Source organism: Spartinivicinus ruber (assembly GCF_011009015.1).
GTDB classification, from domain to species: Bacteria; Pseudomonadota; Gammaproteobacteria; order Pseudomonadales; family Zooshikellaceae; genus Spartinivicinus; species Spartinivicinus ruber.
Genome location: NZ_CP048878.1, coordinates 5,890,485 through 5,913,958 on the forward strand (window position 1 = coordinate 5,890,485; position 23,474 = coordinate 5,913,958).

Annotated in this window: 25 protein-coding genes; 15 read left to right on the plus strand and 10 right to left on the minus strand. The window is 41.7% G+C overall.

What is annotated here, in order from left to right; genetic code table 11:
- Positions 1-23 precede the first annotated feature (23 nt).
- Positions 24-692, minus strand: a complete 669-nt coding sequence (locus G4Y78_RS30890; RefSeq protein ID WP_222937594.1) for a ricin-type beta-trefoil lectin domain protein — start codon at positions 690-692, stop codon at positions 24-26.
- 778 nt (positions 693-1,470) lie between these two features.
- Between G4Y78_RS30890 and G4Y78_RS26500 the strand changes: the two genes are divergently transcribed.
- The 8 genes from G4Y78_RS26500 (at position 1,471) to tatC (ending at position 6,345) form a co-directional block, all read left to right on the plus strand.
- Complete coding sequence (locus tag G4Y78_RS26500) at positions 1,471-1,752, plus strand: hypothetical protein (RefSeq protein ID WP_163835967.1); 282 nt, start codon at positions 1,471-1,473, stop codon at positions 1,750-1,752.
- A 234-nt stretch (positions 1,753-1,986) separates the two neighbouring features.
- A complete protein-coding gene (gene ubiB / locus G4Y78_RS26505) occupies positions 1,987-3,594 on the plus strand; it encodes a ubiquinone biosynthesis regulatory protein kinase UbiB (RefSeq protein WP_163835968.1) in 1,608 nt (535 codons plus the stop codon).
- 15 nt (positions 3,595-3,609) lie between these two features.
- Positions 3,610-4,044 (plus strand): phosphoribosyl-AMP cyclohydrolase, encoded by a 435-nt coding sequence (gene hisI / locus G4Y78_RS26510; protein ID WP_163835969.1) that lies wholly within the window; start codon positions 3,610-3,612, stop codon positions 4,042-4,044.
- Between the two features lie 4 nt (positions 4,045-4,048).
- A complete protein-coding gene (locus G4Y78_RS26515; protein ID WP_163835970.1) occupies positions 4,049-4,405 on the plus strand; it encodes a phosphoribosyl-ATP diphosphatase in 357 nt (118 codons plus the stop codon).
- Between the two features lie 58 nt (positions 4,406-4,463).
- Complete coding sequence (locus tag G4Y78_RS26520) at positions 4,464-4,799, plus strand: histidine triad nucleotide-binding protein (protein ID WP_163835971.1); 336 nt, start codon at positions 4,464-4,466, stop codon at positions 4,797-4,799.
- 85 nt (positions 4,800-4,884) lie between these two features.
- Entirely contained in the window at positions 4,885-5,112 is a 228-nt protein-coding gene (gene tatA, locus G4Y78_RS26525) for a twin-arginine translocase TatA/TatE family subunit (protein WP_163835972.1), read from the plus strand.
- A gap of 25 nt (positions 5,113-5,137) precedes the next feature.
- Complete coding sequence (gene tatB, locus G4Y78_RS26530) at positions 5,138-5,563, plus strand: Sec-independent protein translocase protein TatB (protein ID WP_163835973.1); 426 nt, start codon at positions 5,138-5,140, stop codon at positions 5,561-5,563.
- 14 nt (positions 5,564-5,577) lie between these two features.
- A complete protein-coding gene (gene tatC / locus G4Y78_RS26535) occupies positions 5,578-6,345 on the plus strand; it encodes a twin-arginine translocase subunit TatC (RefSeq protein WP_163835974.1) in 768 nt (255 codons plus the stop codon).
- A gap of 18 nt (positions 6,346-6,363) precedes the next feature.
- Here the strand turns inward: tatC and dtd are convergent, their stop codons facing one another.
- The 3 genes from dtd to pip all read right to left on the minus strand — a co-directional run bounded on the left by dtd (position 6,364) and on the right by pip (position 8,965).
- Positions 6,364-6,801 (minus strand): D-aminoacyl-tRNA deacylase, encoded by a 438-nt coding sequence (gene dtd / locus G4Y78_RS26540; protein WP_163836615.1) that lies wholly within the window; start codon positions 6,799-6,801, stop codon positions 6,364-6,366.
- 123 nt (positions 6,802-6,924) lie between these two features.
- Positions 6,925-7,350, minus strand: coding sequence for a hypothetical protein (locus G4Y78_RS26545; protein ID WP_163835975.1), 426 nt, complete (start codon positions 7,348-7,350; stop codon positions 6,925-6,927).
- Between the two features lie 640 nt (positions 7,351-7,990).
- Entirely contained in the window at positions 7,991-8,965 is a 975-nt protein-coding gene (pip, locus tag G4Y78_RS26550; protein ID WP_163835976.1) for a prolyl aminopeptidase, read from the minus strand.
- A 65-nt stretch (positions 8,966-9,030) separates the two neighbouring features.
- Here pip and G4Y78_RS26555 point away from each other — a divergent pair, with 65 nt between their 5' ends.
- Complete coding sequence (locus G4Y78_RS26555; RefSeq protein WP_163835977.1) at positions 9,031-9,489, plus strand: hypothetical protein; 459 nt, start codon at positions 9,031-9,033, stop codon at positions 9,487-9,489.
- A gap of 145 nt (positions 9,490-9,634) precedes the next feature.
- On the opposite strand, the gene typA is transcribed toward G4Y78_RS26555, so the two are convergent.
- Both typA and thiI read right to left on the minus strand, forming a co-directional pair.
- Positions 9,635-11,449, minus strand: coding sequence for a translational GTPase TypA (gene typA / locus G4Y78_RS26560; protein ID WP_163836616.1), 1,815 nt, complete (start codon positions 11,447-11,449; stop codon positions 9,635-9,637).
- A gap of 197 nt (positions 11,450-11,646) precedes the next feature.
- Positions 11,647-13,098, minus strand: coding sequence for a tRNA uracil 4-sulfurtransferase ThiI (gene thiI, locus G4Y78_RS26565; protein ID WP_163835978.1), 1,452 nt, complete (start codon positions 13,096-13,098; stop codon positions 11,647-11,649).
- Positions 13,099-13,501: 403 nt separating this feature from the next.
- Between thiI and glnA the strand changes: the two genes are divergently transcribed.
- The 5 genes from glnA (at position 13,502) to ntrC (ending at position 19,566) form a co-directional block, all read left to right on the plus strand.
- Entirely contained in the window at positions 13,502-14,908 is a 1,407-nt protein-coding gene (glnA, locus tag G4Y78_RS26570) for a glutamate--ammonia ligase (protein ID WP_163835979.1), read from the plus strand.
- Positions 14,909-15,391: 483 nt separating this feature from the next.
- Positions 15,392-16,018 (plus strand): DUF4124 domain-containing protein, encoded by a 627-nt coding sequence (locus G4Y78_RS26575; RefSeq protein ID WP_163835980.1) that lies wholly within the window; start codon positions 15,392-15,394, stop codon positions 16,016-16,018.
- Positions 16,019-16,123: 105 nt separating this feature from the next.
- Complete coding sequence (locus tag G4Y78_RS26580; protein ID WP_163835981.1) at positions 16,124-16,720, plus strand: DUF4124 domain-containing protein; 597 nt, start codon at positions 16,124-16,126, stop codon at positions 16,718-16,720.
- 312 nt (positions 16,721-17,032) lie between these two features.
- Positions 17,033-18,142 (plus strand): nitrogen regulation protein NR(II), encoded by a 1,110-nt coding sequence (glnL, locus tag G4Y78_RS26585; protein WP_163835982.1) that lies wholly within the window; start codon positions 17,033-17,035, stop codon positions 18,140-18,142.
- Positions 18,139-19,566: a nitrogen regulation protein NR(I) gene (gene ntrC, locus G4Y78_RS26590; RefSeq protein ID WP_163835983.1), complete on the plus strand. Its 1,428-nt coding sequence runs from the start codon at positions 18,139-18,141 to the stop codon at positions 19,564-19,566. Before glnL ends, ntrC begins: the two co-directional genes overlap by 4 nt.
- 225 nt (positions 19,567-19,791) lie before the next feature.
- Here ntrC and pdxH read toward each other — a convergent pair whose 3' ends face one another.
- On the minus strand, positions 19,792-20,433 hold the full coding sequence (gene pdxH / locus G4Y78_RS26595) for a pyridoxamine 5'-phosphate oxidase (RefSeq protein ID WP_163835984.1): 642 nt from the start codon (positions 20,431-20,433) through the stop codon (positions 19,792-19,794).
- A 129-nt stretch (positions 20,434-20,562) separates the two neighbouring features.
- On the opposite strand from pdxH, the gene G4Y78_RS26600 reads away from it, so the two are divergent.
- Complete coding sequence (locus tag G4Y78_RS26600; RefSeq protein WP_163835985.1) at positions 20,563-21,261, plus strand: alpha/beta fold hydrolase; 699 nt, start codon at positions 20,563-20,565, stop codon at positions 21,259-21,261.
- A 31-nt stretch (positions 21,262-21,292) separates the two neighbouring features.
- Here G4Y78_RS26600 and G4Y78_RS26605 read toward each other — a convergent pair whose 3' ends face one another.
- From G4Y78_RS26605 to G4Y78_RS26615, 3 genes are all read right to left on the minus strand, one after another.
- A complete protein-coding gene (locus G4Y78_RS26605; RefSeq protein WP_163835986.1) occupies positions 21,293-21,643 on the minus strand; it encodes an STAS domain-containing protein in 351 nt (116 codons plus the stop codon).
- Positions 21,644-21,870: 227 nt separating this feature from the next.
- Positions 21,871-22,311 carry a hypothetical protein gene (locus tag G4Y78_RS26610; protein WP_163835987.1) on the minus strand — a complete coding sequence of 147 codons (441 nt, stop codon included), beginning with the start codon at positions 22,309-22,311 and terminating at the stop codon, positions 21,871-21,873.
- 253 nt (positions 22,312-22,564) lie between these two features.
- Positions 22,565-23,458 (minus strand): LysR family transcriptional regulator, encoded by an 894-nt coding sequence (locus G4Y78_RS26615; protein ID WP_163835988.1) that lies wholly within the window; start codon positions 23,456-23,458, stop codon positions 22,565-22,567.
- Positions 23,459-23,474: the final 16 nt, after the last annotated feature.

The following is a 23,474-nucleotide window of genomic DNA, read 5'->3' on the forward strand; positions in this document are numbered from 1 at the left end:
ATCAGCCTTTTCTTTTTCTACTTTTAACACCGTTTACACTGACAAACTGACATTACTCCCCACTCTACTGTGCTCCAGTGGCCTGTCCAACGGCTATTATAGTTTCCACAAATATTGGGACAGGCTTCATTTGCATGGCGCTGATTCCAAAGCGGACCTGCTTTTCGATTTTTTGTTTCACAAGCCGGTCTATAATTATATTGCGGTTCTTCTTGGTAAAAAGAATTATTGTGGCGTCTTGACTGCTGTGCTTGCCAATACCATTGTTGATTTGCGCGATTATGACGCTGCCAAACACCTACTCGACCTTGATCAACAAAATAGTCCAGCACTACCCAACTATTTGCCTTATTTTGCAGGGTATTACCATTCCAACGCCAACGCTGATGCTTGCCTGAGTGGCACTCATAAATAAATGCTCTATCCCCTTGCTGTAAGTTTTTTCCTGCTTCCAAACACATATGGGGTGCATGACTTGGTCTCAACCGACCTTTACGGTCCATTTTCCAAAGTTGGTTTGCCCTACCATGACAGTCCCAAGCAATAACAGGGGTGTGATTACCTGCTCTGCCACCATCAACATCCAAACACTTACCTGTCGCAGACTTAATTAACCCATAACGCCCACCAGCATTTGCCTGCACAGCAATAATTGCAAGAAACAACACGCCTATTAATCGAACTACTTGCATAAAATACCTCTCAAGCAAACCTTCAGTATGTGATTTTTAATAACATCCAACTACACATACAACAAAAAATTTATAGTAAATTTTGTTAAGAGTTTTTAAAAAAATACAGGCTACTTGAGTTTATTTAGACAAGATATAGCAGAAAATACTTACAGGCATACCTACAAACACATTCTTGACTCAAAAACAATGAAAAGATTTACATAACCTTTACAGTAAATAATAAGAAATATCTAATTTACTAAATATTTTTTATTTTCTAGTCGTTTTCTTTTATATGAGATATTATCTCTCCAACAAATACACATCAGACATTATTTTTATTTCTACAAGCATACTTTCTAACGTCTATTAAAATATAGCTGGCATGCACAGTTCCACTTACTTCACTAACACTTACTGAAAAACAAAAAGCTCTCTACAGCAAAAATTTAAATATAAAACAAGTAATAACCAAACAAACTGATTAGGCTTTATTAGCAGTAAACATTTTTTTATTCACTGATATTTTTTCAAACCACGTTACAAGTACCACTGCAACATAACCTTCGTATTTAAAGAAGTAATTTTGCGCATATTACATTGTTAATCAAATCTTTTATTAATTTAACGACATAATGGAGTAGTTTGGAAGTTTTTCTTGCTATATTCAAAGAAACTAGGAAAAACCCTCAAACGATCTAAACTTAGCTAGAAGTCTTCTGCTAGTTAATCAGCATTAGATTGTAATATCTATAGTCAAAAAGAAAAGTATATAGCCACTAAGGACTGATGCTTAATGGATGTGCCGTCAAAGTTAGCTAAGTTATATTCGGATGAGCAAACTAAAATAATTGAACAGCTCATTGAGCAACATAAGACTCTATTAGAGTTATGTTACCGACATAATAAAGGGTTATTCGAAACAGGGTTACGATCCTATATCCTTGATTGGGAAGAATGGGCATGGACGGCTGTGGGGTGTACCTATCAGAGAATGCAGGATCGCCATATACCACTGGAGTCGTTTGCATCAGAGCTACAAAAAGTTATTTGGCCTTACTGTTTTAAAGAGGGTTAATTAAGCTCTCATGCTCCCCTGAATGCTTACTAACTGATTCACTTTTTTTCAGTTTCACCAACCAAAGTTCTGAGCCTTTTTCCTGGCTACAGATTAATCAAGCCCTTCAAAGAGTACAAAACTGTACAACAGTTAGCCGATTATTCGGCATCGAAGCAAACCCTTTATTGACGAACCTGACCAGCATAACGACAATGTAAAACACCTAGATTAACCACAACTATAGAGTAAGCCGTGGTCCAACTGCCTCGTTTGTTTAAAATCACCCTTGTTGTTGCCAAGTATCGCTTAGATGAGTTGGTCTACCACCCACAACTTCCCTGGTATCTTCGCTTTGCATTACTATTACTTCCCTGGCGATGGATTAAAAACCCCGCTCCCCGAGCAGAAAGGCTAAGAAAGGCCCTAGAAGAGCTTGGCCCTATTTTTGTTAAATTTGGTCAATTATTATCCACTAGGCGCGACCTGTTGCCTGATGATGTTGCTGATGAGCTTAAAAAACTGCAAGACCAAGTGCCACCCTTTTCCGGCAAGCTAGCCACTAAATTAATTGAGCAAAGCTTAGGTAAGCCAGTTACAGAGCTTTTTGCAGAATTTGACCCCAAACCGATGGCCTCTGCATCAGTCGCTCAAGTACATTTGGCCAAATTACCCGATGACAGACAGGTAGTAGTTAAAGTCATTCGACCGGGTATTAATAAAATCATCAAGCAGGATATGACCATCCTCTACTTTATGGCCAAACTGCTGGTTGCTTTTTCTACCGAAGGCAGGCGGCTACGCCCGTTAGAAGTGGTGGCGGATTATGAACACACCATCTTCGATGAATTAGACCTACAACGCGAAGCTGCTAATGCATCACAACTGAGGCGTAATTTTGCTAATTCCAATTTACTATATGTACCACAAGTGTTTTGGGATTATTGTTCTCGTTCTGTAATGGTCATGGAGCGGATTTATGGCATTCCAGTTGCTGAAATAGATCAGCTCAAAGCCCAAGGTATTGATATGCAAAAGCTGGCAGTGCGGGGCGTAGAAATCTTTTTTACCCAAGTTTTTCGTGACAGTTTTTTCCATGCGGACATGCATCCAGGCAATATATTTGTATCACCTTATGAACCAGATGATCCCCAATATATTGCTATCGACTGCGGCATTGTCGGCTCGTTAACGGCAGAGGATCAAAGCTACCTTGCTCGTAACCTGCTGGCTTTTTTCAACCAGGATTATCGCCAGGTGGCTCAGCTTCACATCGACTCTGGTTGGGTACCAAAACATACCCGAGTAAACGAATTAGAGTCTGCTATTCGTGCTGTCTGTGAACCTATTTTCGAAAAGCCGTTAAAAGATATTTCTTTTGGCCATGTGTTATTGCGCTTATTTCAAACCGCTCGACGCTTCAATATGGAAGTGCAACCCCAGCTAGTATTGCTGCAAAAAACCCTACTCAACATTGAAGGGCTTGGCCGCCAGCTTTACCCCGACTTAGACTTATGGCACACCGGCAAACCCTACCTTGAGCAGTGGATGAAAGACCGGGTTGGCCCACTAGGGGTCTTAAAACATATTCACCACCGGGCTCCAGAATGGTTGGAACAAGCCCCAATCATCAGCCAAAATATGCTTCAGTGGCTGGAACAACACCTCCACGAACCCACTCAAACAACTAAGCAGCCTAAAACCACTAACAAACGCTATTTAATTGGCTTATTGTTAGTCACTGGCTCTGTGGCCAGTATAGTCTGGCCTAACTGGATGCAACTATTTAATCAAGCAAATTTACCTAGTATCCTAGTTGGTGCAGTAGGCGTATTTTTAATTTTCAGTGAAAAAAAAGCGTAAAGCAGGTGTTGTAGTATGGCTGTAATGGAGTGGCTTAACCAAATTAAGTGGGATGAAAATGGGTTAATTCCAGCTATCGCCCAAGATCATCAATCCGGGAAAGTGTTAATGATGGCCTGGATGAATCAGGAAGCATTATCACTAACAGCTGAGCAAGGTCATGCAGTCTATTGGTCTCGCTCAAGACAAAAACTGTGGCATAAAGGTGAATCATCAGGACACCAACAACAAATTAAAGCCATTCGGCTGGACTGTGATGGTGATGTGATTATTCTGGAAATAGAGCAAGTGGGAGGCATTGCCTGTCATACAGGGCGCGAGAGCTGTTTTTTCCGAAAACTTGCCAAACAAGGTGATCGGTGGACTTGGCAAACCACTGAGCCTGTAATAAAAGACCCAGAAGCCATTTATCAAAAAGCTACAAATAAAGACAGCCAAAAAGACAAATAGCCTTATGAATGATGTATTAGCTGAGCTAGCCAAGGTGCTGGAAGCCCGCAAACAAGCCGCCCCTGATCAGTCTTATGTCGCCAGCCTGCATGCCAAAGGGCTTAACAAAATTCTGGAAAAAGTCGGCGAAGAAGCGACTGAAACGCTACTAGCTGCCAAAGACCTGGCCAATCAGGCCGAAAACAACAAAGCAGCCGCAAAATCTGACTTGGTTTATGAAACCGCTGATCTTTGGTTTCATACTCTGGTAATGCTCTCTCATCTTGGTTTGGGCCCTGAAGACGTGCTTAAAGAGCTGGCAAGACGCTTTGATTTATCAGGGCTAGAGGAAAAAGCCACCAGGCAGAAACACCCTGGATAAATACAGATATAGACTCAATATCTAAATAGTAATCCATGATAGGTGTGATGAAAGTACTGTGAGTGATTGTATTTTTTGTAAAATAGCCCGTGGTGATGCTCCTGCAAACATCGTTTATCAAGATGATCACTGTCTGGCCTTTAACGACCTATACCCAAAAGCACCTGTGCATTTACTGCTGATTCCCAGACAACATATCGCTAATCTTTACGACATTGGCTCTGAGCATCGTGATATAATGAGCAAATTAATGTTGGCTATTCCTGAGGTAGCTAGACAAGCAGGTTTAGAGAATGGCTTTCGTACCATTACCAACACAGGACAAGAGGGCCGACAGGAAATCTACCACTTACACTTTCATATTTTAGGTGGCGGCGCGTTAAAACCCATGTAAGATGGAGAGGTCTTAACAGCTAATGTCCTGTTAATGGCACAGTTTGGTAGCAAACCTGGGTATCAAAATAGTTTGGAGATTAAGGATGTTTGGCATTAGCGTTCCACAGTTAATTATTATTCTAGTGATTGTTCTGTTGATATTCGGTGGCAAACGCTTACGTTCGTTAGGTGGCGATTTAGGTTCTTTTATTAAAGGCTTCAAAAAAGCAGTAAGCGATGAAGACAGCAGCTCTCAACAGCAGCTTGATAAGCCTAATGATGACAAGCCTCTTACTGATCAACAGCAAGCAAAACAGTCAGAAAATAAATAGCCACTAAGCAGCGTTCAGGTGAATTGTGTTTGATATTGGTTTTGCAGAACTGATTGTTATCGCTATCATTGGGTTGCTAGTGCTAGGCCCAGAGCGGTTGCCCCATGCAATAAAAACACTGATGCTATGGGTTGGGCGGCTCAAACGTGGCTTTGCGGCCATGAAGTCAGAAATCGAGCGGGAAATAGGTGCTGATGATATTCGACGCCAGCTGCATAATGAATCCATCATGCAAGATCTAAAACAAGCTCAAGCCGACGTAAACCGACAAATCAGTGATTTCAAGCAGTCGATAGATAGTTCAGTTGAAGGACTTGAAAGCAGTACCGAGCAGTCAAGCAAGCCCTCTCAAACGGGTAGTTTTACCCCAGTAGAAAATACCCATAGTACCGAGCCTAACCAGGCTTCCCAGACCAAATCACCCTCAACCACTTCGTCTCTCAACGATTAGTGATTTAAGCATTTATGACAGATCAATCGGATGGTTACTACAACTCAGATGACCCTGAGCTTGGTCAGGAACAACCCTTAGTACAACACTTGGTTGAGCTTAGGTCTCGCATTCTCCGCTGCCTGGTTGCAGTTTTGATTGCATTTGCTTGCTTATTTTATTTTGCTAATGATATTTACAGTTTTATTTCAGAGCCACTGCGGTCAATCCTGCCTGAAGGCTCGTCAATGATCGCAACTGAAATTACCCAAACCTTTTTTACCCCCTTTAAGCTAACCGTTGTGGCTGCTATTTTTCTGGCTATTCCCTATATTCTGCATCAAGTGTGGGGTTTTATCGCACCAGGGCTATACCAGCATGAACGTAAACTGGCGATCCCCCTACTAGCATCAAGTGTTATGTTGTTTTATCTGGGGATTGCTTTTGCTTATTACGTTGTATTTCCACTGTTATTTAATTTCTTTACCACTATAGGTCCCGAAGATGTATCGGTAATGCCGGACATCCATAGTTACTTAAGCATTGTCCTCAAACTGTTTTTTGCTTTTGGAATAGCCTTTGAAATCCCTATTGCTACCGTTTTATTAATTTGGTCAGGGATTAGCAGTGTCACCAGCCTACGAAAAAAACGCCCTTATATCATTGTTGGCTGCTTTGTAGTTGGCATGTTACTGACACCACCTGATGTATTTTCACAGTCATTACTCGCTATCCCTATGTGGCTGTTGTTTGAAACCGGGGTGCTGATGGGGGGAATAGTCGCTAAACGGAAGTCTGCTTAACCAGACTTCCTGACAACTTTAAACCTCCAAAAGAAAAGTCACTGGCCCATCATTAACCAAGCTAACTTGCATATTGGCACCAAAGCGCCCAGTAGCAACTGTTGGATGAAGGTTTCTCGCTTGCTCCACGAAATAGTTATACAAATTCTCGCCTTCTACAGGGGGGGCTGCAGAGCTAAAGCTAGGACGTAAGCCTTTTTGGGTGTCCGCAGCTAAAGTAAACTGAGAAACCACCAATAAGCCGCCATTAATATCTCTTAGGCTGAGATTCATTTTATCTTCTGAGTCAGCAAAAACTCGGTATTTCAACACTTTTTCAAGCAGCTTGGTGGCTTTGGCCTGGTCATCCCCTTTTTGTACACCAAGTAAAACCAGTAACCCTTGATCAATTGAGCCAACCACTTCGTTATTAACACCGACACTGGCTTGCTTTACCCGCTGAATAAGTGCTCGCATTTTTTTGCCACTCATTTTTATCATTACAAATTAAGTGGCATATCATATCTATAAAAACATAAAGCCAGCAAATAGCCGGCTTTATATTACAAAAGAGAAAAGTAATTAATTACTCAAATACCGTCAGAAAAGTGCCTCCTCCCCTGCTTCTCCAATACCATTATCAAACTGAGGCTCTGCTATATCATACTGTTGCTGGGCTCGCTGCTGATTAAGTGGTTTACTCATTTTTATCATATAGAAGCAGCCTTTCAGACCATTGTAACCAACTGCAACTCCCGTGGCTGAGCGGCTGGTGTGGTAGCCTGTATAAAAAGTGTTGTTACTGTACTTCCAGGTTAAGGTGTTGTCGATTTCCATCCAGGTACCTTTTAAGCTTCCAGACTCAAAGGTACCATCATCTTTTAAAGTGAAGTTTTTAGAAACGGAATAACTACCATCACACCCCCAATCAAAGTGCATATCATATACGCCAGGTGTAGGTACTTCAGCAACTGCAAAATTGGCTATCAATAATGCGCATCCTGCTACTATTGTAATTTTTTTCATGTTCGTCCTTGTTTAATAATAAAGTAATTTTAACTCCTAAGCCTATTCCCACAGCAGGCTGTTGCGAAAAATGTATTTAATCCTTATCCTTCTGGGCAAGGGTGTATTTACTAAAAAGCAACACTTATCCTAACAATCCCCCCTTATGGTGAAGGAGCTTAAGTTTGCAACAGCCCCACAATAAATCTACTACCTAATATATAAACGGCAACAGATTTATAATATTGTTATAGCTGATTTAATTGAGTTTATTACCGATTTTCGCAAAAAAAAGTTACCACTTTAGTGCAATAAGGTTAATAAATAGACAGCTCTTATTGGTTTTTAAAATATACCCAATGCGAAGGGTTTTTTAGGTGAGATCATCAAGCAACGAAGCTCCAATCACCTACATATAGGTGATTGGGGTGAGGAATGACGATAACAAAACCTAAAAATGATTTGCGACGGGTATAGGTAGGGAAAAAATAAACAAAGCTGTGCCCAGCCTTCTCAGCACAGCCTTCATGTTACATTTTTAGCTCAAAATGCATGGCTTTTAGGCGAGGTCATCGAGTGATGAAGCCCCAGGAGCTTATATGAAATAAGTGACTGGGGTGAAGAACGATGATAACAAAGCCTAAAAGTTATTCATGACGAGCTAACCTTCATCAGGCATTAAGTCAGGTTTTAGCTGCTTAGCAATATCATCCGTTGCTCTAATCAAAGCATCTGAGATACTCGGCTCAGCGGCTGAATGTCCAGCATCTCGTACAATGTGTAACTCTGCTGCCGGCCATTGCACTTGTAATCTAAAAGCATTTTCCAATGGACATACCATATCATAACGTCCGTGGACAATTATGCCTGGAATATCTCTAATAGGTTCAAGGTTTTCTAAAATTTGGTTTGGCTCTAAAAACCCTTTATTTTTGAAATAATGACAAGCAACAGCAGCCAGTGCTCTGGCTTTGTGAGGGTCAATAAATGCATCTAATACCGCCTGGTTAGGTCTTAGTGTTGCACAATGTCCCTCCCACAGTGCCCAGGCTTTAGCTGCAGACATCCTTGCCAGCTCATCGTTACCTGTTAGCCTCTTATAATAAGCACCAATGACATCGTGGGCGTCTGCACTTGCTATCCAACAGGTAAAATCCCGCCAATAATCAGGAAAAATCTGATTCGCACCTTCTTGATAAAACCAGTTAATATCCTGCTCTCGGCATAGAAAGACTCCCCGGAGAATCATCGCCAACACTTTTCGTGGATTTTGTTCTGCGTACAGTAAAGCCAAGGTTGCTCCCCAAGATCCACCAAATAGAACCCATTGGTCAACATTCAAAAACTGTCTGATTGCTTCAATATCTGCAATTAAGTCTTGTGTTGTATTGTTTTCTATACAAGCATGTGGAGTTGATCGGCCAGAGCCTCGCTGATCGAATAAAATAATCCGATAAATTTCTGGATTAAAATAACGACGACTGAATTTATCGCATGCTGCACCAGGTCCACCATGAAGATATAAGACAGGTATACCATTAGGGTTACCACTTTCTTCTAGATAAAGCTGGTGCGGCTCACCTACTTCTAAGGTATGTCGTGCATAAGGTTTTATTGCAGGATAAAGGGTATACATTTTTTGTCCTTCAGCTTGACCTGCTATGTTAATTTACTATTTCAGCAATAATAAAGACCATTGATATGAGTAAAGCTAATTTTAAACATTACACCAAGTTCATGCTAAAGTTGATATTCCTCCTTAGTTTTTTTTCTATATTAGCTGGCTGTACTGAAACGCCAGCAAAAGCTGCCATCGCTCAGCAAATTGAAAAAATACAAACAGCTATAGAGAATAAGAATAGTCAAAAAGTACTAGAAACACTTAGTGAAAGCTTTAACTCTAATAATGGACTGGATCGTAAAGGAGTAAAACGCCTTTTATTAGGGTATTTTTTGCGTCATAAAAATATAAAAATTTATATTACTAACAATAACATTACATATAACTCTACCTACCCTAACGTAGCAACCTCAGAGTCTGCAGTAACAGTTACTGGTGCAGAAAGTATTCTGCCTAATCAGTCAGGCATTTACAAAGTCAAAACAGAGTGGGTTAAAGAAGATAGTGAATGGCTGGTGAGTAGTGTGAGTTGGGAGTGAGATGTTTGATGTAGAATAACAGGGTATTTGAAGGACCAACCCATAGCCTATCAAGAGCTAAAGCAACATCCATGTCGCTGCTACAGAATACCCTGTTACTCCATATCTTTTAGCTTTTGCGAAAACCTAAAGGCAATGCAAAAGATTATTTAGCTCTAGAAGCCCGCTTACGTTCGTGCTCTTTGAGGAATTTCTTTCTCAGCCGAATGTGGTTAGGCGTTACTTCAACTAGTTCATCATCTTCAATAAACTCTAATGCCTGCTCCAGTGAGTGCCTAATAGGTGGAGTCAAGATAATATTTTCATCTGAGCCTGATGCCCGAACGTTGGTTAACTGCTTACCTTTGGTTGGGTTTACTACCAAATCATTGTCACGGTTATGTAAACCAATGATCATTCCCTCATAGATTTCAACGTTTGGCTCTAGGAATAGACGACCACGGTCTTGTAAGTTAAACAGCGAGTAGCCCAGCACTTTACCGTTAACCATTGAAACCAACACGCCATTTTGACGTTTAGCTACTTCGCCAGCCTTAACTGGGCCAAAGTGATCAAAAATATGGGTTAAAATACCACTACCTGAAGTAATGGTTAAAAACTGAGAGCGGAAACCAATCAAACCCCTAGCAGGCATAATGAACTCTAAGCGGGTTCTGCCTTTACCATCAGGTACCATATTGGTTAATTCCGCTTTCCGATTACCCATCTCTTCCATGACTGCGCCTTGATGTGCATCCTCCACATCCACTACTACTTGCTCATAGGGCTCACACATCTCACCATCAATTTCCTTGGTGATAACTTCAGGGCGTGAAACCCCAAGCTCAAAGCCTTCACGGCGCATAGTCTCAATCAATACAGACAAGTGCAGTTCACCACGACCAGAAACAACAAACTTATCTGCGGTATCACCTTGCTCAACCCGTAAAGCTACGTTGTGGATCAACTCACGATCTAAACGCTCTTTAATATTTCGGCTGGTGACATACTTACCATCCTGACCAGCAAATGGAGAGTCGTTGACCTGGAAAGTCATGCTCACTGTAGGCTCATCAACTGTTAAAGGTGGTAGAGCTTCTGGTTTTTCTGGGTTACATAAAGTGTCGGAAATATTTAAGCCATCAATACCTGTGATACAAACAATATCACCCGCTTCAGCTTTTTCGATATCAACCCGTTCTAGACCTAAATAACCCATCACTTTCAATATACGGCCAGAACGCTGTTTACCTTCACGGTCAACTACTGCTACAGGTGTATTTGGTGCTAATTGACCACGGGTTACCCGGCCAACCCCTATAACACCTAAGTAGCTGCTGTAGTCCAATGCAGAGACTTGCATTTGGAAAGGCCCATCGATATCTACACTGGGTACAGGTACTTTATCGACAATCATTTCAAACAAAGGCGTCATGTCATCTTGTAACGACTCAGGGTCATCTCCAGCAATACCATTTAGTGCAGAACAATAAATAACAGGGAAGTCGAGTTGCTCTTCGGTAGCTCCTAGACGATCAAATAAGTCAAACACTTCATCAATTACCCAGTCAGGTCTGGCACCAGGGCGATCGATCTTATTGACTACTACTATTGGCTTTAAACCGCGCTCAAACGCTTTTTGGGTAACAAAACGGGTTTGTGGCATTGGACCATCAACCGCGTCAACCAATAGCAATACGGAATCAACCATCGACAGTACTCGCTCGACCTCACCACCAAAGTCTGCGTGTCCTGGGGTGTCCACAATATTAATGCGGTAGTCTTGCCAGTTAATTGCGGTATTTTTTGCCAGAATGGTAATACCACGCTCACGCTCCTGGTCGTTAGAGTCCATAATCCGCTCAGTACCAACATCGCGGCGCTCCAACGTTCCAGACTGCTGTAACAGTTTATCTACCAAAGTAGTTTTGCCATGGTCTACGTGAGCAATAATGGCAATATTTCTTAACTTCTCAATCACAGAGGGTGCCTCTACAGTAAAACAACTACAATCTGAAGTGGCCAAAGAGCAGCACCCTAGAAACAGACATGTTAGTAGGTGCATTCTTACAGTAAATGCCAGAATTGGTAGATTGTCTTACCAATTCAACGTCTTCAGCTAGAAAATCCAGAAAATTTTGGTGCGGTAGTTTACCACCGATCCACTAAGAAAGTTCACTAAGGACGATAAACTTTGATGTTTTTGTAGCCTTCGTCTTTTAAATGCATCGCATGCAGCCGGCTCATCACACCCTTATCGCAATACAACATATATTGTTGACTAGCATCAAGCTGTTTAAATGCAGTATTTAGTTGATAGAAAGGGATGGTTTTTACTTCATTGTTATCCATTTTTAACGGATTTAGCTCTTCCTCGGTAGGATGGCGAATATCAAGAATTACACTATTAGGTAAAGGGATGCTCAATACCTCAACCTCGGCGGCTTTCAAGTCATCCTGAATTATATCGTTGATTAACACCTCTCGACGGTCTGTAACAGCCTGATCTAATACCGCGAAATTAAAATTAGACTCAACATCCTCAACCTTATGCCGCCTTGCCCTAGTAGTTGGATTAACCGATATGACGCCACAATATTCAGGAATATTTTTAGCAAAGTCTTCAGTGCCAATAGCTCTAGCGGTGTTGATAATATCCTGCTTATCCATGGTAATTAGGGGGCGCAACACTAAATTATTAGTCACTTCATCAATTACTGATAAATTCACCAGCGTTTGGCTGGAGACTTGCGCAATTGCTTCTCCGGTTACCAGAGCTTCTACCTCTAAGCCTTCGGCCACTTTACTAGCTGCACGCAACATCATTCTTTTTAGCACCACCCCCATGTAGGACTTATCAACGTTCTGCAGAATTTCAGCTACAACGTGCTCAAATGGCACAGTGACAAACTTTACCCGGTGAGAAGAACCAAATTTATTCCAGAGGTAATAGGCAACCTCTTTAACCCCTATCTCATGGGCATGGCCACCTAAATTGAAAAAACAAAAATGGGTGAGTAAGCCGCGTTTCATGGTTAAAAAGCTAGAGACGGTTGAGTCAAACCCACCAGAGATGAGCGATAAAACTCCATCTTGCGTACCGAGTGGAAACCCTCCCAGCCCAGGTAATACAGACTTCACTACATAAAAGCGCTTATTTTTTATCTCCAGCTTTACCGTAATATCAGGGCCTTTTAGTTTAATCGAGGTGTCTGCAATTCTTTGGTGCAAGCCCCCCCCAATATATCTTTCCACATCGGTTGAGGTGAACTCATGGTGGCCAGAACGCTTACAACGAACACAAAAAGAGTGGCCAACCAGCGAATCCCCAATAATGGCCGCCACTTTATCGAGCATATCGTCAAGGTCAACTAAGGGGTAATCCACTACTTCCAAAATTTGGCAAATTCCAGGGGTATGGGACAGCTTTTCTGCTATTTGCTGGGTGATGGATTTTTCTTGCTGTTGAGTAACAACCTCGATTTTGTCCCAGCTTCCTATCACCTCAATTTCAGGGTCGATGGGCTTTAATGTCCAGCGAATGTTGCGCCGCAACTGCTTTACAAAGCGTTGGCGCACAGGCTTACTTTTAATGGTGATTTCAGGGAACAGTTTAACAATGAATTTCATGGAGGGGATTTCATCTGTTTGCAACTAATATGTAGCAAAATATTATACAAAAACCAGCTATCATGATCACTACGTCAAGGCAGTCCTATTTAAGAAGTTCCATTTGCTAGTCACTTATAAAAATTTACGATTATAAAGCGCTTGAGTGGTGCATTTTGTTTTTAGCGCACTACTTAAGTGCATTGCTATTTTATTTTTTCAAGCTTTTTCAGTGCACTCATCCTGATTTTTCTGGTTTAGCCGTAAGTTTGTGTAATGGCATGACTATTGCTGATAGCCGCAATGAAATTTTTAGCTGTTAGCTTTCATCTCAACCGGAGTGGCCAACAGTGCATTAACCAAATTAGTAGTTCAAGAAACAAGTTAGACCGAAACCGGCTTATAGACCTCTGGAGGAAACAGCATGTCAGCGAATACTCTGAAGTTAATTGAAGAAAACGATGTAAAGTGGGTAGACCTACGCTTTACCGACACCAAGGGAAAGGAACAGCATGTTTCCATCCCAGCTAGTGAGGTTGATTCAGAATTTTTTGAGGTGGGCAAAATGTTTGATGGCTCATCAATCGCCGGCTGGAAAGGCATTAATGAGTCTGACATGATGCTAATGCCTGATGACTCCACTTCAGTTATTGACCCCTTTACTGATGAAAACACCTTAATTTTACGCTGCGACATTATTGAGCCAGCGACTATGCAAGGTTATGAGAGAGACCCTCGCTCTGTCGCCAAACGTGCAGAAGACTACCTAAAATCAACTGGCATCGGTGATACCGCATATTTTGGCCCCGAGCCTGAATTTTTTGTGTTTGATGATGTGAAATGGAAAGCCGATATTTCCGGCTGCTCTTACGAAGTTAACTCAGAAGAAGCACACTGGGCCTCTTCACAAGCATTTGAAGGCGGCAACATCGGTCACCGCCCTAGAGTAAAGGGGGGGTATTTCCCAGTACCACCCGTGGACTCACTGCATGACCTGCGTGCAGCAATGTGCGCATCCATGGAAGCCATGGATCTACCAGTTGAGGTTCATCACCACGAAGTGGGTACAGCCGGGCAATGTGAGATTGGCACTCGTTTTAATACGTTAGTTAGAAAAGCAGATGAAACCCAGATTCTAAAATACTGCGTTCATAATGTTGCTCACCACTACGGCAAAACCGCTACCTTTATGCCCAAGCCATTAGTTGGCGATAATGGTAATGGCATGCACGTTCACCAATCTATCTCCAAAAATGGTGAAAATGTTTTCTCGGGTGATGGCTATGCAGGACTTTCTGAAACAGCCCTGTACTACATAGGCGGGATTATTAAGCATGCAAGAGCACTAAATGCGTTCACAAATGGTTCCACCAATTCATACAAGCGCCTAATTCCTGGGTTTGAAGCACCAGTCATGCTGGCTTACTCAGCACGCAACCGATCAGCGTCTATTCGGATTCCTTATGTCAACAGCCCAAAAGCTCGCCGGATTGAAGTACGCTTCCCCGACCCAACCGCCAACCCTTACCTGGCTTTTGCAGCCATGCTAATGGCAGGCTTGGACGGAATTAAAAACAAGATCCACCCTGGTGATGCTGCTGATAAGGACCTCTATGACCTGCCACCAGAAGAAGCGGCAGAAATCCCAACAGTCGCGACTAGTCTGGAAGAAGCATTAGAAGCATTGGATCAAGATCGCGACTTTCTGAAAGAAGGCGGCGTATTTAGTGATGATATGATTGATGGCTATATTGCGCTAAAACATGAAGAATGCGAGCGGGTTAATCAAACCACTCACCCAGTTGAGTTTGATCTTTACTACAGTGTGTAGCAGGCTGTAGCCTATATCTGATAAGGCCTTCAGTTAAGAGCCCTCAAATTGAGGGCTTTGCTACAAACTGAGTTCCTCTTTTGCCAGCAGTCAATTGGTTTAAACTATTCATCTCAACCTGCATCAAAGATTTACTAGCAACTTTTAACTAGTTTTTTACATACCCTAATTTTGCGTGTCATCATTTAAAGGTTTAGAGTTTCTATATAGCCAAAGCGAAGGGTTTTTAGGGGCGGCCGTCAAGCGATGAGTTCCAATAGCACTTTTATGTAAATTAAAGTAGCTACCGCAGGTATTGCTGTATCAGACTTGCCCCATGAGTTTATGTTTTTATAAATGATTGGGGTGACAGTTAAATGCTCCATGCATTAACTGCATTTCCACCTTCCATGGTGGTCAAGAGCAACGACAACAAACCCTAAAAGTCATTCGAGAAGGGTATAGTTCTTTTAGTCTACTAAACAAAGACAGGAACACTCTCTTATGTTTAAGCCAAAATCAATTCTTTGGATATTAATTGCCTCGCTACCCCTAGCGAGTTACGCTGAGATTTATAAAACTGTGGATGAAAACGGGAACATCATTTTCACCGATGCTCCAGGAGATAAACCTGCTGAAGAAGTCGAACTCAAGCCTAGTACTATTATTTCACCTCCACCACTCAAAACAGCACCGCCAAGCGAAGGCTCCAGCCGTGAAGAAAGTTTTACTTATAGTTCGCTGACTATTAAAAAACCAGCAGACGGAACCACTATAGATAAAAATGGAGACCTAACTGTATTAGCCGCCATCAGCCCCAAGCTAAGGCCAGCAGACAAGTTACAACTATTTGTAGATGGCAAGGCCGTTAGTGGCCCACAAAAAGGCTTATCGTTTAAGGCGGGTAATCTAGCACGAGGCCCACATACTATTGATGTACGAGCACTAAGCTCAGACGGAAAGGTATTAAATAGCGCCAGTGTAACAGTTTTTTCTCATCGACCATCTGGCATCAAAAGCTCAGCACCAACATCGGGTAGTCCATCTCTCGCTACCCAAGCTCCTCACGCACCAACGGCACCAACAGCTACAAGAGCACCTAATGCTCCCACCAAACCACCTACACCTTAACACTGGTGGCTTGATATAGAACTTTTTCTAATAGAAGGCTTTCTGAATCAATAGCGACTAAAAATAACAGTATCAGAGATATATTTTTAAAAGGAATGTTTTCCTATGTTTAAGCCAGTTTCATTACTATGGATTTTGCTTGCGACTTTATCCTGGACAGCAAGCTGTGCCGAAATTTATAAAACCACCGATAAAGATGGAAAAGTAGTTTTTACTGATAAGCCAGAAGGCAAGCCTGCTGAGTCAGTGGAGCTGAAAAAAGGCAATACAATTTCACTGCCATCAGCAAAACCGTCAACTTCACATAGGTCAGGAGATAGCGAACAAGGAGGAGCTAACTATCGCGAGTTCACAATTAAACAGCCAGACCAGGATGCAACTATCAGAGGCTCAGGCAACTTTTCCGTGCTCGCTTCCATCTCCCCTAACCTCAGGCCTGGCGATAGCGTCCAGCTCTACCTTGATGGTAAGCCCTATGGTAACAAGCAAAGAGGCTTGTTATTCAACCTAAATAATATTGACCGCGGCACTCATAGTATCGTAGTTAAAGTACTCAACTCTGATGGAAGAGTATTAAAAAGTGCCAGTGTGACTGTGCATATTCATCGGCCCAATGCCCTATTAGACAAAAATAGAAATAAACCAGATAAAGGAGGAGAGTCACCAAGCCTGCTTAGCAGGCTTAGGTCGTTACTGTTTTAACCAGTAGACGCTCTTTTCCAGAAGCTCTTGCAATTACCTTTCCTTTTGATGCACCATCACAGTGCAGTCTATACAGGTTCAGTGTTTGTTCAGCAGCAAATAACCACAAACAGCTAACTCTCAATTAATGCTCTGTTGAATATGGATTGACTGAATACTACCTGCAACGACTAATGGATTAAGTTTGTGAATGCTTATCAGTACTAACCCAAGCATGTAACTCGCCAATAAAACTTCTGCAATGGCCTTTAGTTTGTTTGGCTCAAATTTTGCTGACCTTTATAACTTTTTTGTTAGCTAACTATAAAGATAATGTCTGACCAATTATTGGAGTTTTTAACCACTGCTGTATTAGAGATTGATCAACAGCTGAAACTGCTCTATCTCAATCCTGCAGCTGAAATGCTGTTTGCAGTGAGCGGCAGCCAAATGACCGGTGCTACACTGGAAACGTTATTTGTTGAACAGCCTTCCAGCAACCCTGTATTTCTGAATGCTATTAGCAGTGGCCAACCTTTTACCAAGCGAGAAGCAACACTACATTTACCCAGTGGTCAGCTGCTTACCGTTGATTATGCCGTAACACCTGTCACTAATGGCCGAGATAGCCTAGTGATGGAAATCCAGCCTCGCGATCGATTACTGAAAATTACCCGCGAAGAAGCTCTTCGTGAAAAGCAAGAAAGCAGCAGGCTACTCGTACGTAGTGTCGCTCATGAGGTGAAAAACCCTTTAGGTGGTATTCGTGGAGCAGCTCAGCTGCTAGCTAAAGAGTTGCCAGATAATGCCCTGCAAGACTATACCCAGGTGATCATTGAAGAAACTGACCGCCTAACTAATTTAGTCGATAGAATGCTAGGGCCAATCAAGCCCCCAAAACTAAGTCCTTGCAATGTTCACGAAGTATTAGAGCGTGTTGCTCAGTTGATTTTGGCAGAAACTCACAATCAGCTAACCATAACCAAAGATTACGATCCCAGCATCCCAGATGTAATGGCGGATATAGAGCAGTTGATCCAAGCTATTTTAAATATCGTTCGCAACGCCTTGCAGGCTATTCAAACAAAGATGCCCTTAAGTGATGGAAACATCACCTTTAAAACCAGGATTTTGCGCCAATTTACTATCGGTAACCAACGTCATCGGCTAGTTTGTCAGGTGGATGTCAGTGATAACGGGCCCGGCATTCCAGAAAACATGCTTGAGCATATTTTTTATCCTCTGGTTAGTGGTCGTGCAGAAGGCTCAGGTTTAGGCCTCTCGATAGCCCAATCGATTCTGCAACAGCACCAAGGAATGATCAGTAGTGAAAGCCAGCCCGGTAAAACCTGCTTCAGTCTGTATTTACCCGTCTATCCCTTAGTGCCTTCACAGCCAACCCCATTAGCAACTCAGTCATCAATAAAAAGGAGCAGCCCATGAGTGTACGTGATTCGGTATGGATTATTGATGATGATCGATCTATTCGTTGGGTGTTAGAAAAAGCCTTACATCAGGCCCAAATTGAGTCTCTGAGCTTTGAATCTGGTAATAACATTTTGACCAAGTTGGAACAGCAGCAACCCCAAGTGATTATCAGTGATATTCGAATGCCAGGTATTGATGGCCTTTCGCTATTACAAAAGCTACAAAGCCAATACCCTAAAATTCCAGTCATAATCATGACCGCTCACTCGGATCTGGATAGCGCAGTTTCCTCTTACCAAGGCGGAGCTTTTGAATACCTTCCCAAACCATTTGATGTGGATGAAGCTGTTAATTTGGTTCAGCGGGCATTAGCTCATGTTCATGAACAAGAAGCTGAAGCCACAGAACAGCAGCTCCCTCAGGCCCCAGAAATTATTGGCGAAGCCCCTGCCATGCAAGAAGTATTTCGGGCAATCGGCAGGCTATCTAAATCAAATATCACGGTGCTAATCAATGGTGAATCTGGCACTGGTAAAGAGTTGGTAGCCCAGGCATTACACCGTCATAGCCCAAGAGCGGACAGGCCTTTTATCGCATTAAATATGGCTGCTATTCCCAAAGACTTAATGGAGTCAGAGTTATTCGGCCACGAGAAAGGCGCATTTACCGGGGCTACTCAGCAACGAGCTGGCCGATTCGAGCAAGCCAATGGCGGCACGCTGTTTTTAGATGAAATTGGTGATATGCCAGCAGAGACACAGACCCGCTTATTACGAGTGCTAGCTGATGGTGAGTTTTACCGGGTTGGCGGCCATACACCAATTAAAGTGGATGTAAGAATTATTGCTGCCACTCACCAGCATCTAGAAAGGCTGGTAGCAAAAGGAAGCTTTCGGGAAGATTTATTTCACCGATTAAATGTCATTCGAATTCATATCCCTAAACTACAAGACCGTCGAGAAGATATACCCTTGCTAGCCCGCTATTTCTTAAACAGAGCTGCAGAAGAATTAACGGTAGAAGCCAAAACATTAAAGCCAGAAACTGCAGAGTTATTATCTAAACTGGATTGGCCTGGTAACGTTCGGCAACTGGAAAACACTTGTCGTTGGTTAACCGTAATGGCATCCAGCCGCGAGATTTTACCTGCTGACCTACCACCAGAATTACTAGAACAACCAAATGCGCCAACCCAAAATTTAAACTGGGAGCAACAACTTAGAAATTGGATCGACCAAGAATTAGCCCTTGGCCACCGGCAAATTTTGGATATTGCAGTGCCTGCATTTGAAAAAGCCATGATAGAAGTAGCCCTTAAACATACAGGAGGCCGCCGCCGCGATGCTGCTCAATTACTCGGCTGGGGAAGAAATACCTTAACCCGCAAAATTAAAGAATTAAAACTGGATTTAGGGGCAAATAGTTTGGCGGATGATTAGTTCCTAAAGAAGCCTGGCGTTTGATATGGAATAACATACCCACAGCGAAGGGCATTTATACCCCTAGGGCACAAGGGTGAGGCCATCGAATGATGAAGCCCCAGGAGCTTATTGAAATAAGTGACTGGGGTGACAGTTAAATGCTCCATACATTAACTGCATTTACACCTTCCATGGTGGTCAAGAATGAAGATAACAAAGCCTAAAAGTCATTCGCGAAGGGTATTATGGCTGCAACCGCTCTATTGACCACCCCCCCGCTTCACTCGGATTATAAACCAATCTGTCGTGTAATCTATTTGCTCTACCTTGCCAAAATTCAATTTGCTCAGGCACTACTCGAAACCCACCCCAAAAACTGGGTAATGGAATATCCCCTTTAGTAAACTTATTTTTCATTTGAGAAAAAGCTTGCTCCAGCAACTGACGGGAGGAAATTTTTTGACTTTGCTGGGAAGCCCAAGCAGCTAACTGACTATCTCTCGGCCGACTTAAAAAATACTTAGTGGCTTCCGCAATCGATAGCTTATTTGCAGTACCATTTATGATGACCTGTCTTTCTAAGGGAAGCCAACCAAAGTGCAAGCATACATTGGGGTTTTCAGCAATTTGTTTAGCCTTTCGACTTTCCAAGTTGGTATAAAATACAAAACCTTTTTCATCAAACTGCTTTAATAATACTATCCGCTGGCTTGGTCTCCCATCAGCACCAACCGTAGACAAACACATAGCCGTGGGGTCAGAGGAAATATCAGACTCAATGGCATCCTTTAGCCAATGACGGAATTGCTCAATTGGGTCTGAATGAAGGTTTTCTTCAGTTAGCCCTGCTCTCAGATACTCTCTTCGTTGTTGACTAATATCCATTGTGCGCACCCTATACACCAACCACTACAGGAATCTATATTGTATACCCATAGAGGCTTTGACTACAGAATTGTTGTTTGCATTATACTACTCAGGATTTTCTAAAAATCGACTTTTTGAGACTATAAAATGAATAAACCTCATGTCTTGTTTTTACCGGGAATGCTATGTGATCAGCGGGTTTGGCAATACCAGATAGATCATTTAAAAGCAGTATGCCAGCCCGACTTTCTCGACTTACGCAACTATGGCCGACTCGAACAAATGTTATCCGCCATTGCTAAAGCTAGCACCTTTGAGTCAATTATTATTGGTTTTTCAATGGGTGGTTATCTTGCACTAGAATATGCACTACAAGGCGAAGTGTTATTTAAAAAACTGGCAATTATCGGCACCACAGCTAAAGGCTACCCTGAGTCAGAAAAAAGCATGCGTCGCCAATTGCTAACCCAAATACAACAAGGACAGTATACTGGCATGAGCCTGGAACGATTACGACTGATGGTGCATCCAGATCATCACCAAAATAATGAGCTGTTAGACCTAATTAAACAAATGGAGCAAGATGCAGGCGAACAGGTATTTATTAATCAACTAACAGCCACTTTAAACAGAGAAAATCGGGAACCATTACTCTCAAACATACAGCAACCCACGTTACTGGTTGCTGGTAAGCAAGATCAAATTGCCCCATATAAAGCGGTTTCAACTATGGCCAGTTTAGTACCTGACTCTGAACTACATATCCTAGAAAATTGCGGCCATATGATCCCTTTAGAACAGCCACAACCGTTGACAGATATACTAAAAGAGTGGATTACAAAATAATGGACTCCCTAGTTGTTGTTGAAATATTATGCTATCTTATTGCAGTACAAATATCATAATATTGCTCTATATTTTCAATTAAATGGAATTTTTTTGACATTCCTGTCAGTTTGATCAGACCGTATGGCTGACTATTAAGTCCCATCAAAAAAGCCAGACGGCCTTTTTCTTTTGCCTGTTTACAGAAATAAACCAGTACTTTTATACCAACTGAATCGATATAAAATACTGTACTTAAGTCAATAACAATGTCTTTACTGAGATCAGTTAATAACCTATTTAACCTGAGTACTAGAGGACCACCTGTTTTATGATCGAGATCAAAATGCAGCTTGATTAAGTAAAAGTCATGCTTTTCGCTAACTCTAAAAACCTGCCCCATTCGCCACTCTTCAGTTCTTTCAATGTATCTATAATTATTATATACCCTTCATTATAAGTACTCTTGTCATTTTTATATAACTAAAACTTAATTTCCAATAGAGTCTGTTAACATGTAATTATTTTTTGACAAATACAACACAACCACCAGGAGATGCTTAATCATCTCCTGTGATTATCAGCAACAATGATTCGCAAAGAGAGTTATAGTCAAAGCGAAGACTGTAGTTACTTAATTTTCATTGTGGTTGAACAAGTAACATTATGAGGCATCACAATTGCCTGCACTTTAATTTCTCCACCTTTAGGGAAATATGAGTAACCAGGTAAAAAGAAGTTTGCGGCAGTGCCAGAAACATTACTTGAAGGCGAAGTACGTTGATCAAATTGCTCATGTGACCAGCCACCAGTGGTTGGTAAAACTTCAAATACTTTTACTGTGTATTTTGAAAAAGTACCACCCGTCGATCTAACCCAGACTTTATGTGTTTTATTTTTTTCTACTTCTTTAGGTGCTTGCAATTTACACCCTGTCGCGATTAATTCAGCCGGCGCATCTAAGTCAAATTCTTCATAAGCATTAGTTTCCCCATCATTTGCATTAGCCGCCTGCCCCAAAAAGGTGTAAGCAATTCCTACCGCCATACTAATTAATTTTAATTTATTCATCCTCAAATCCCCTTTCAGTATTTTTTTTACCACGCAACGAAGAGTAGTTTAATTAACAAAATATTTCTAACATATATTTAACCATTAAAATGATAGAAACCACACTACCTAAAAGTTCTACTTATAACCAGGTGTGAAAACTAACATCTAAGACTAAAGTTTTAATTAATATCGGCAAGATACCTTTAACCAGTCTAATTTAAAGTAAAAATTTTCGTTGAGACTTAAGATACTACCTATTTAAAATGATTTATCATGCTGATTTGCTTAAACCACTTTTCAAAACTTCCGCTAGCCTTTTTGCCCCAGGACCTGCTTTATCCCCTAGCCTGACCACCATATAAATAGGTAATTTACGCCGTTGTCCTGCGGTTAAATTTAATGGTTTAATTATTCCTTCAGCCAGTTCAGTTTCAATATAACTGACCGGCAACCAGGCAAATCCCATTTTTTCTTTAAGGCAGCTAACAGATGTAGCAAAATGACTGACTGTCCACCGCTGCTCTGCAGCCAACCACCCTGCATCTTGATTACGTTTTAATCCTGAATCTCGAATCACTATTTGGCGATATTTTTTTAAATCATTTTCACTGATAGGGGATTTTTGTTGATGCAGAGGGTGATCTTTATGCGCAACTGCTAGAAAATCTATTTGAAATAGCATGACACCTAAAAAGCCAGTAGGCACATTAGGTGATAACAAAATATCAGCTTCTCCAAACAATAAAGCTTCATCGGTACCAGACAAACTGGTTTCCAGAAGCGTTAAACGACAAAAGGGAAATTCATTATTGAACTGATTCAAACTAGTCAGCAACCACTGTCTGGGTACTAATAAATCAACAGCTAATTTTAACTCTGGCTCAATTCCCTGGGATAAAGTACGTGCTAAATCTTCTAGCTCATTGGCTTGTTGAATAAGCTGTTTTACCTGTTGATAAAGCAACTTACCTGCTTTGGTAAGCTCAGCTTTACGCCCCTGCTGCTCCACAATACTTACTGGTAACAACTCCTGCAGCTTGCCAATACTGTAACTAATAGAAGACTGACTTTTATTCAGTGCTTCTGCTGCCTGACTAAAACCACCATATTCAACCACTGCCTGCAGGGCTAGCCAGTATTCAATCGATACTCGAGGGACTTTCATCTGCTGTTATTATCTC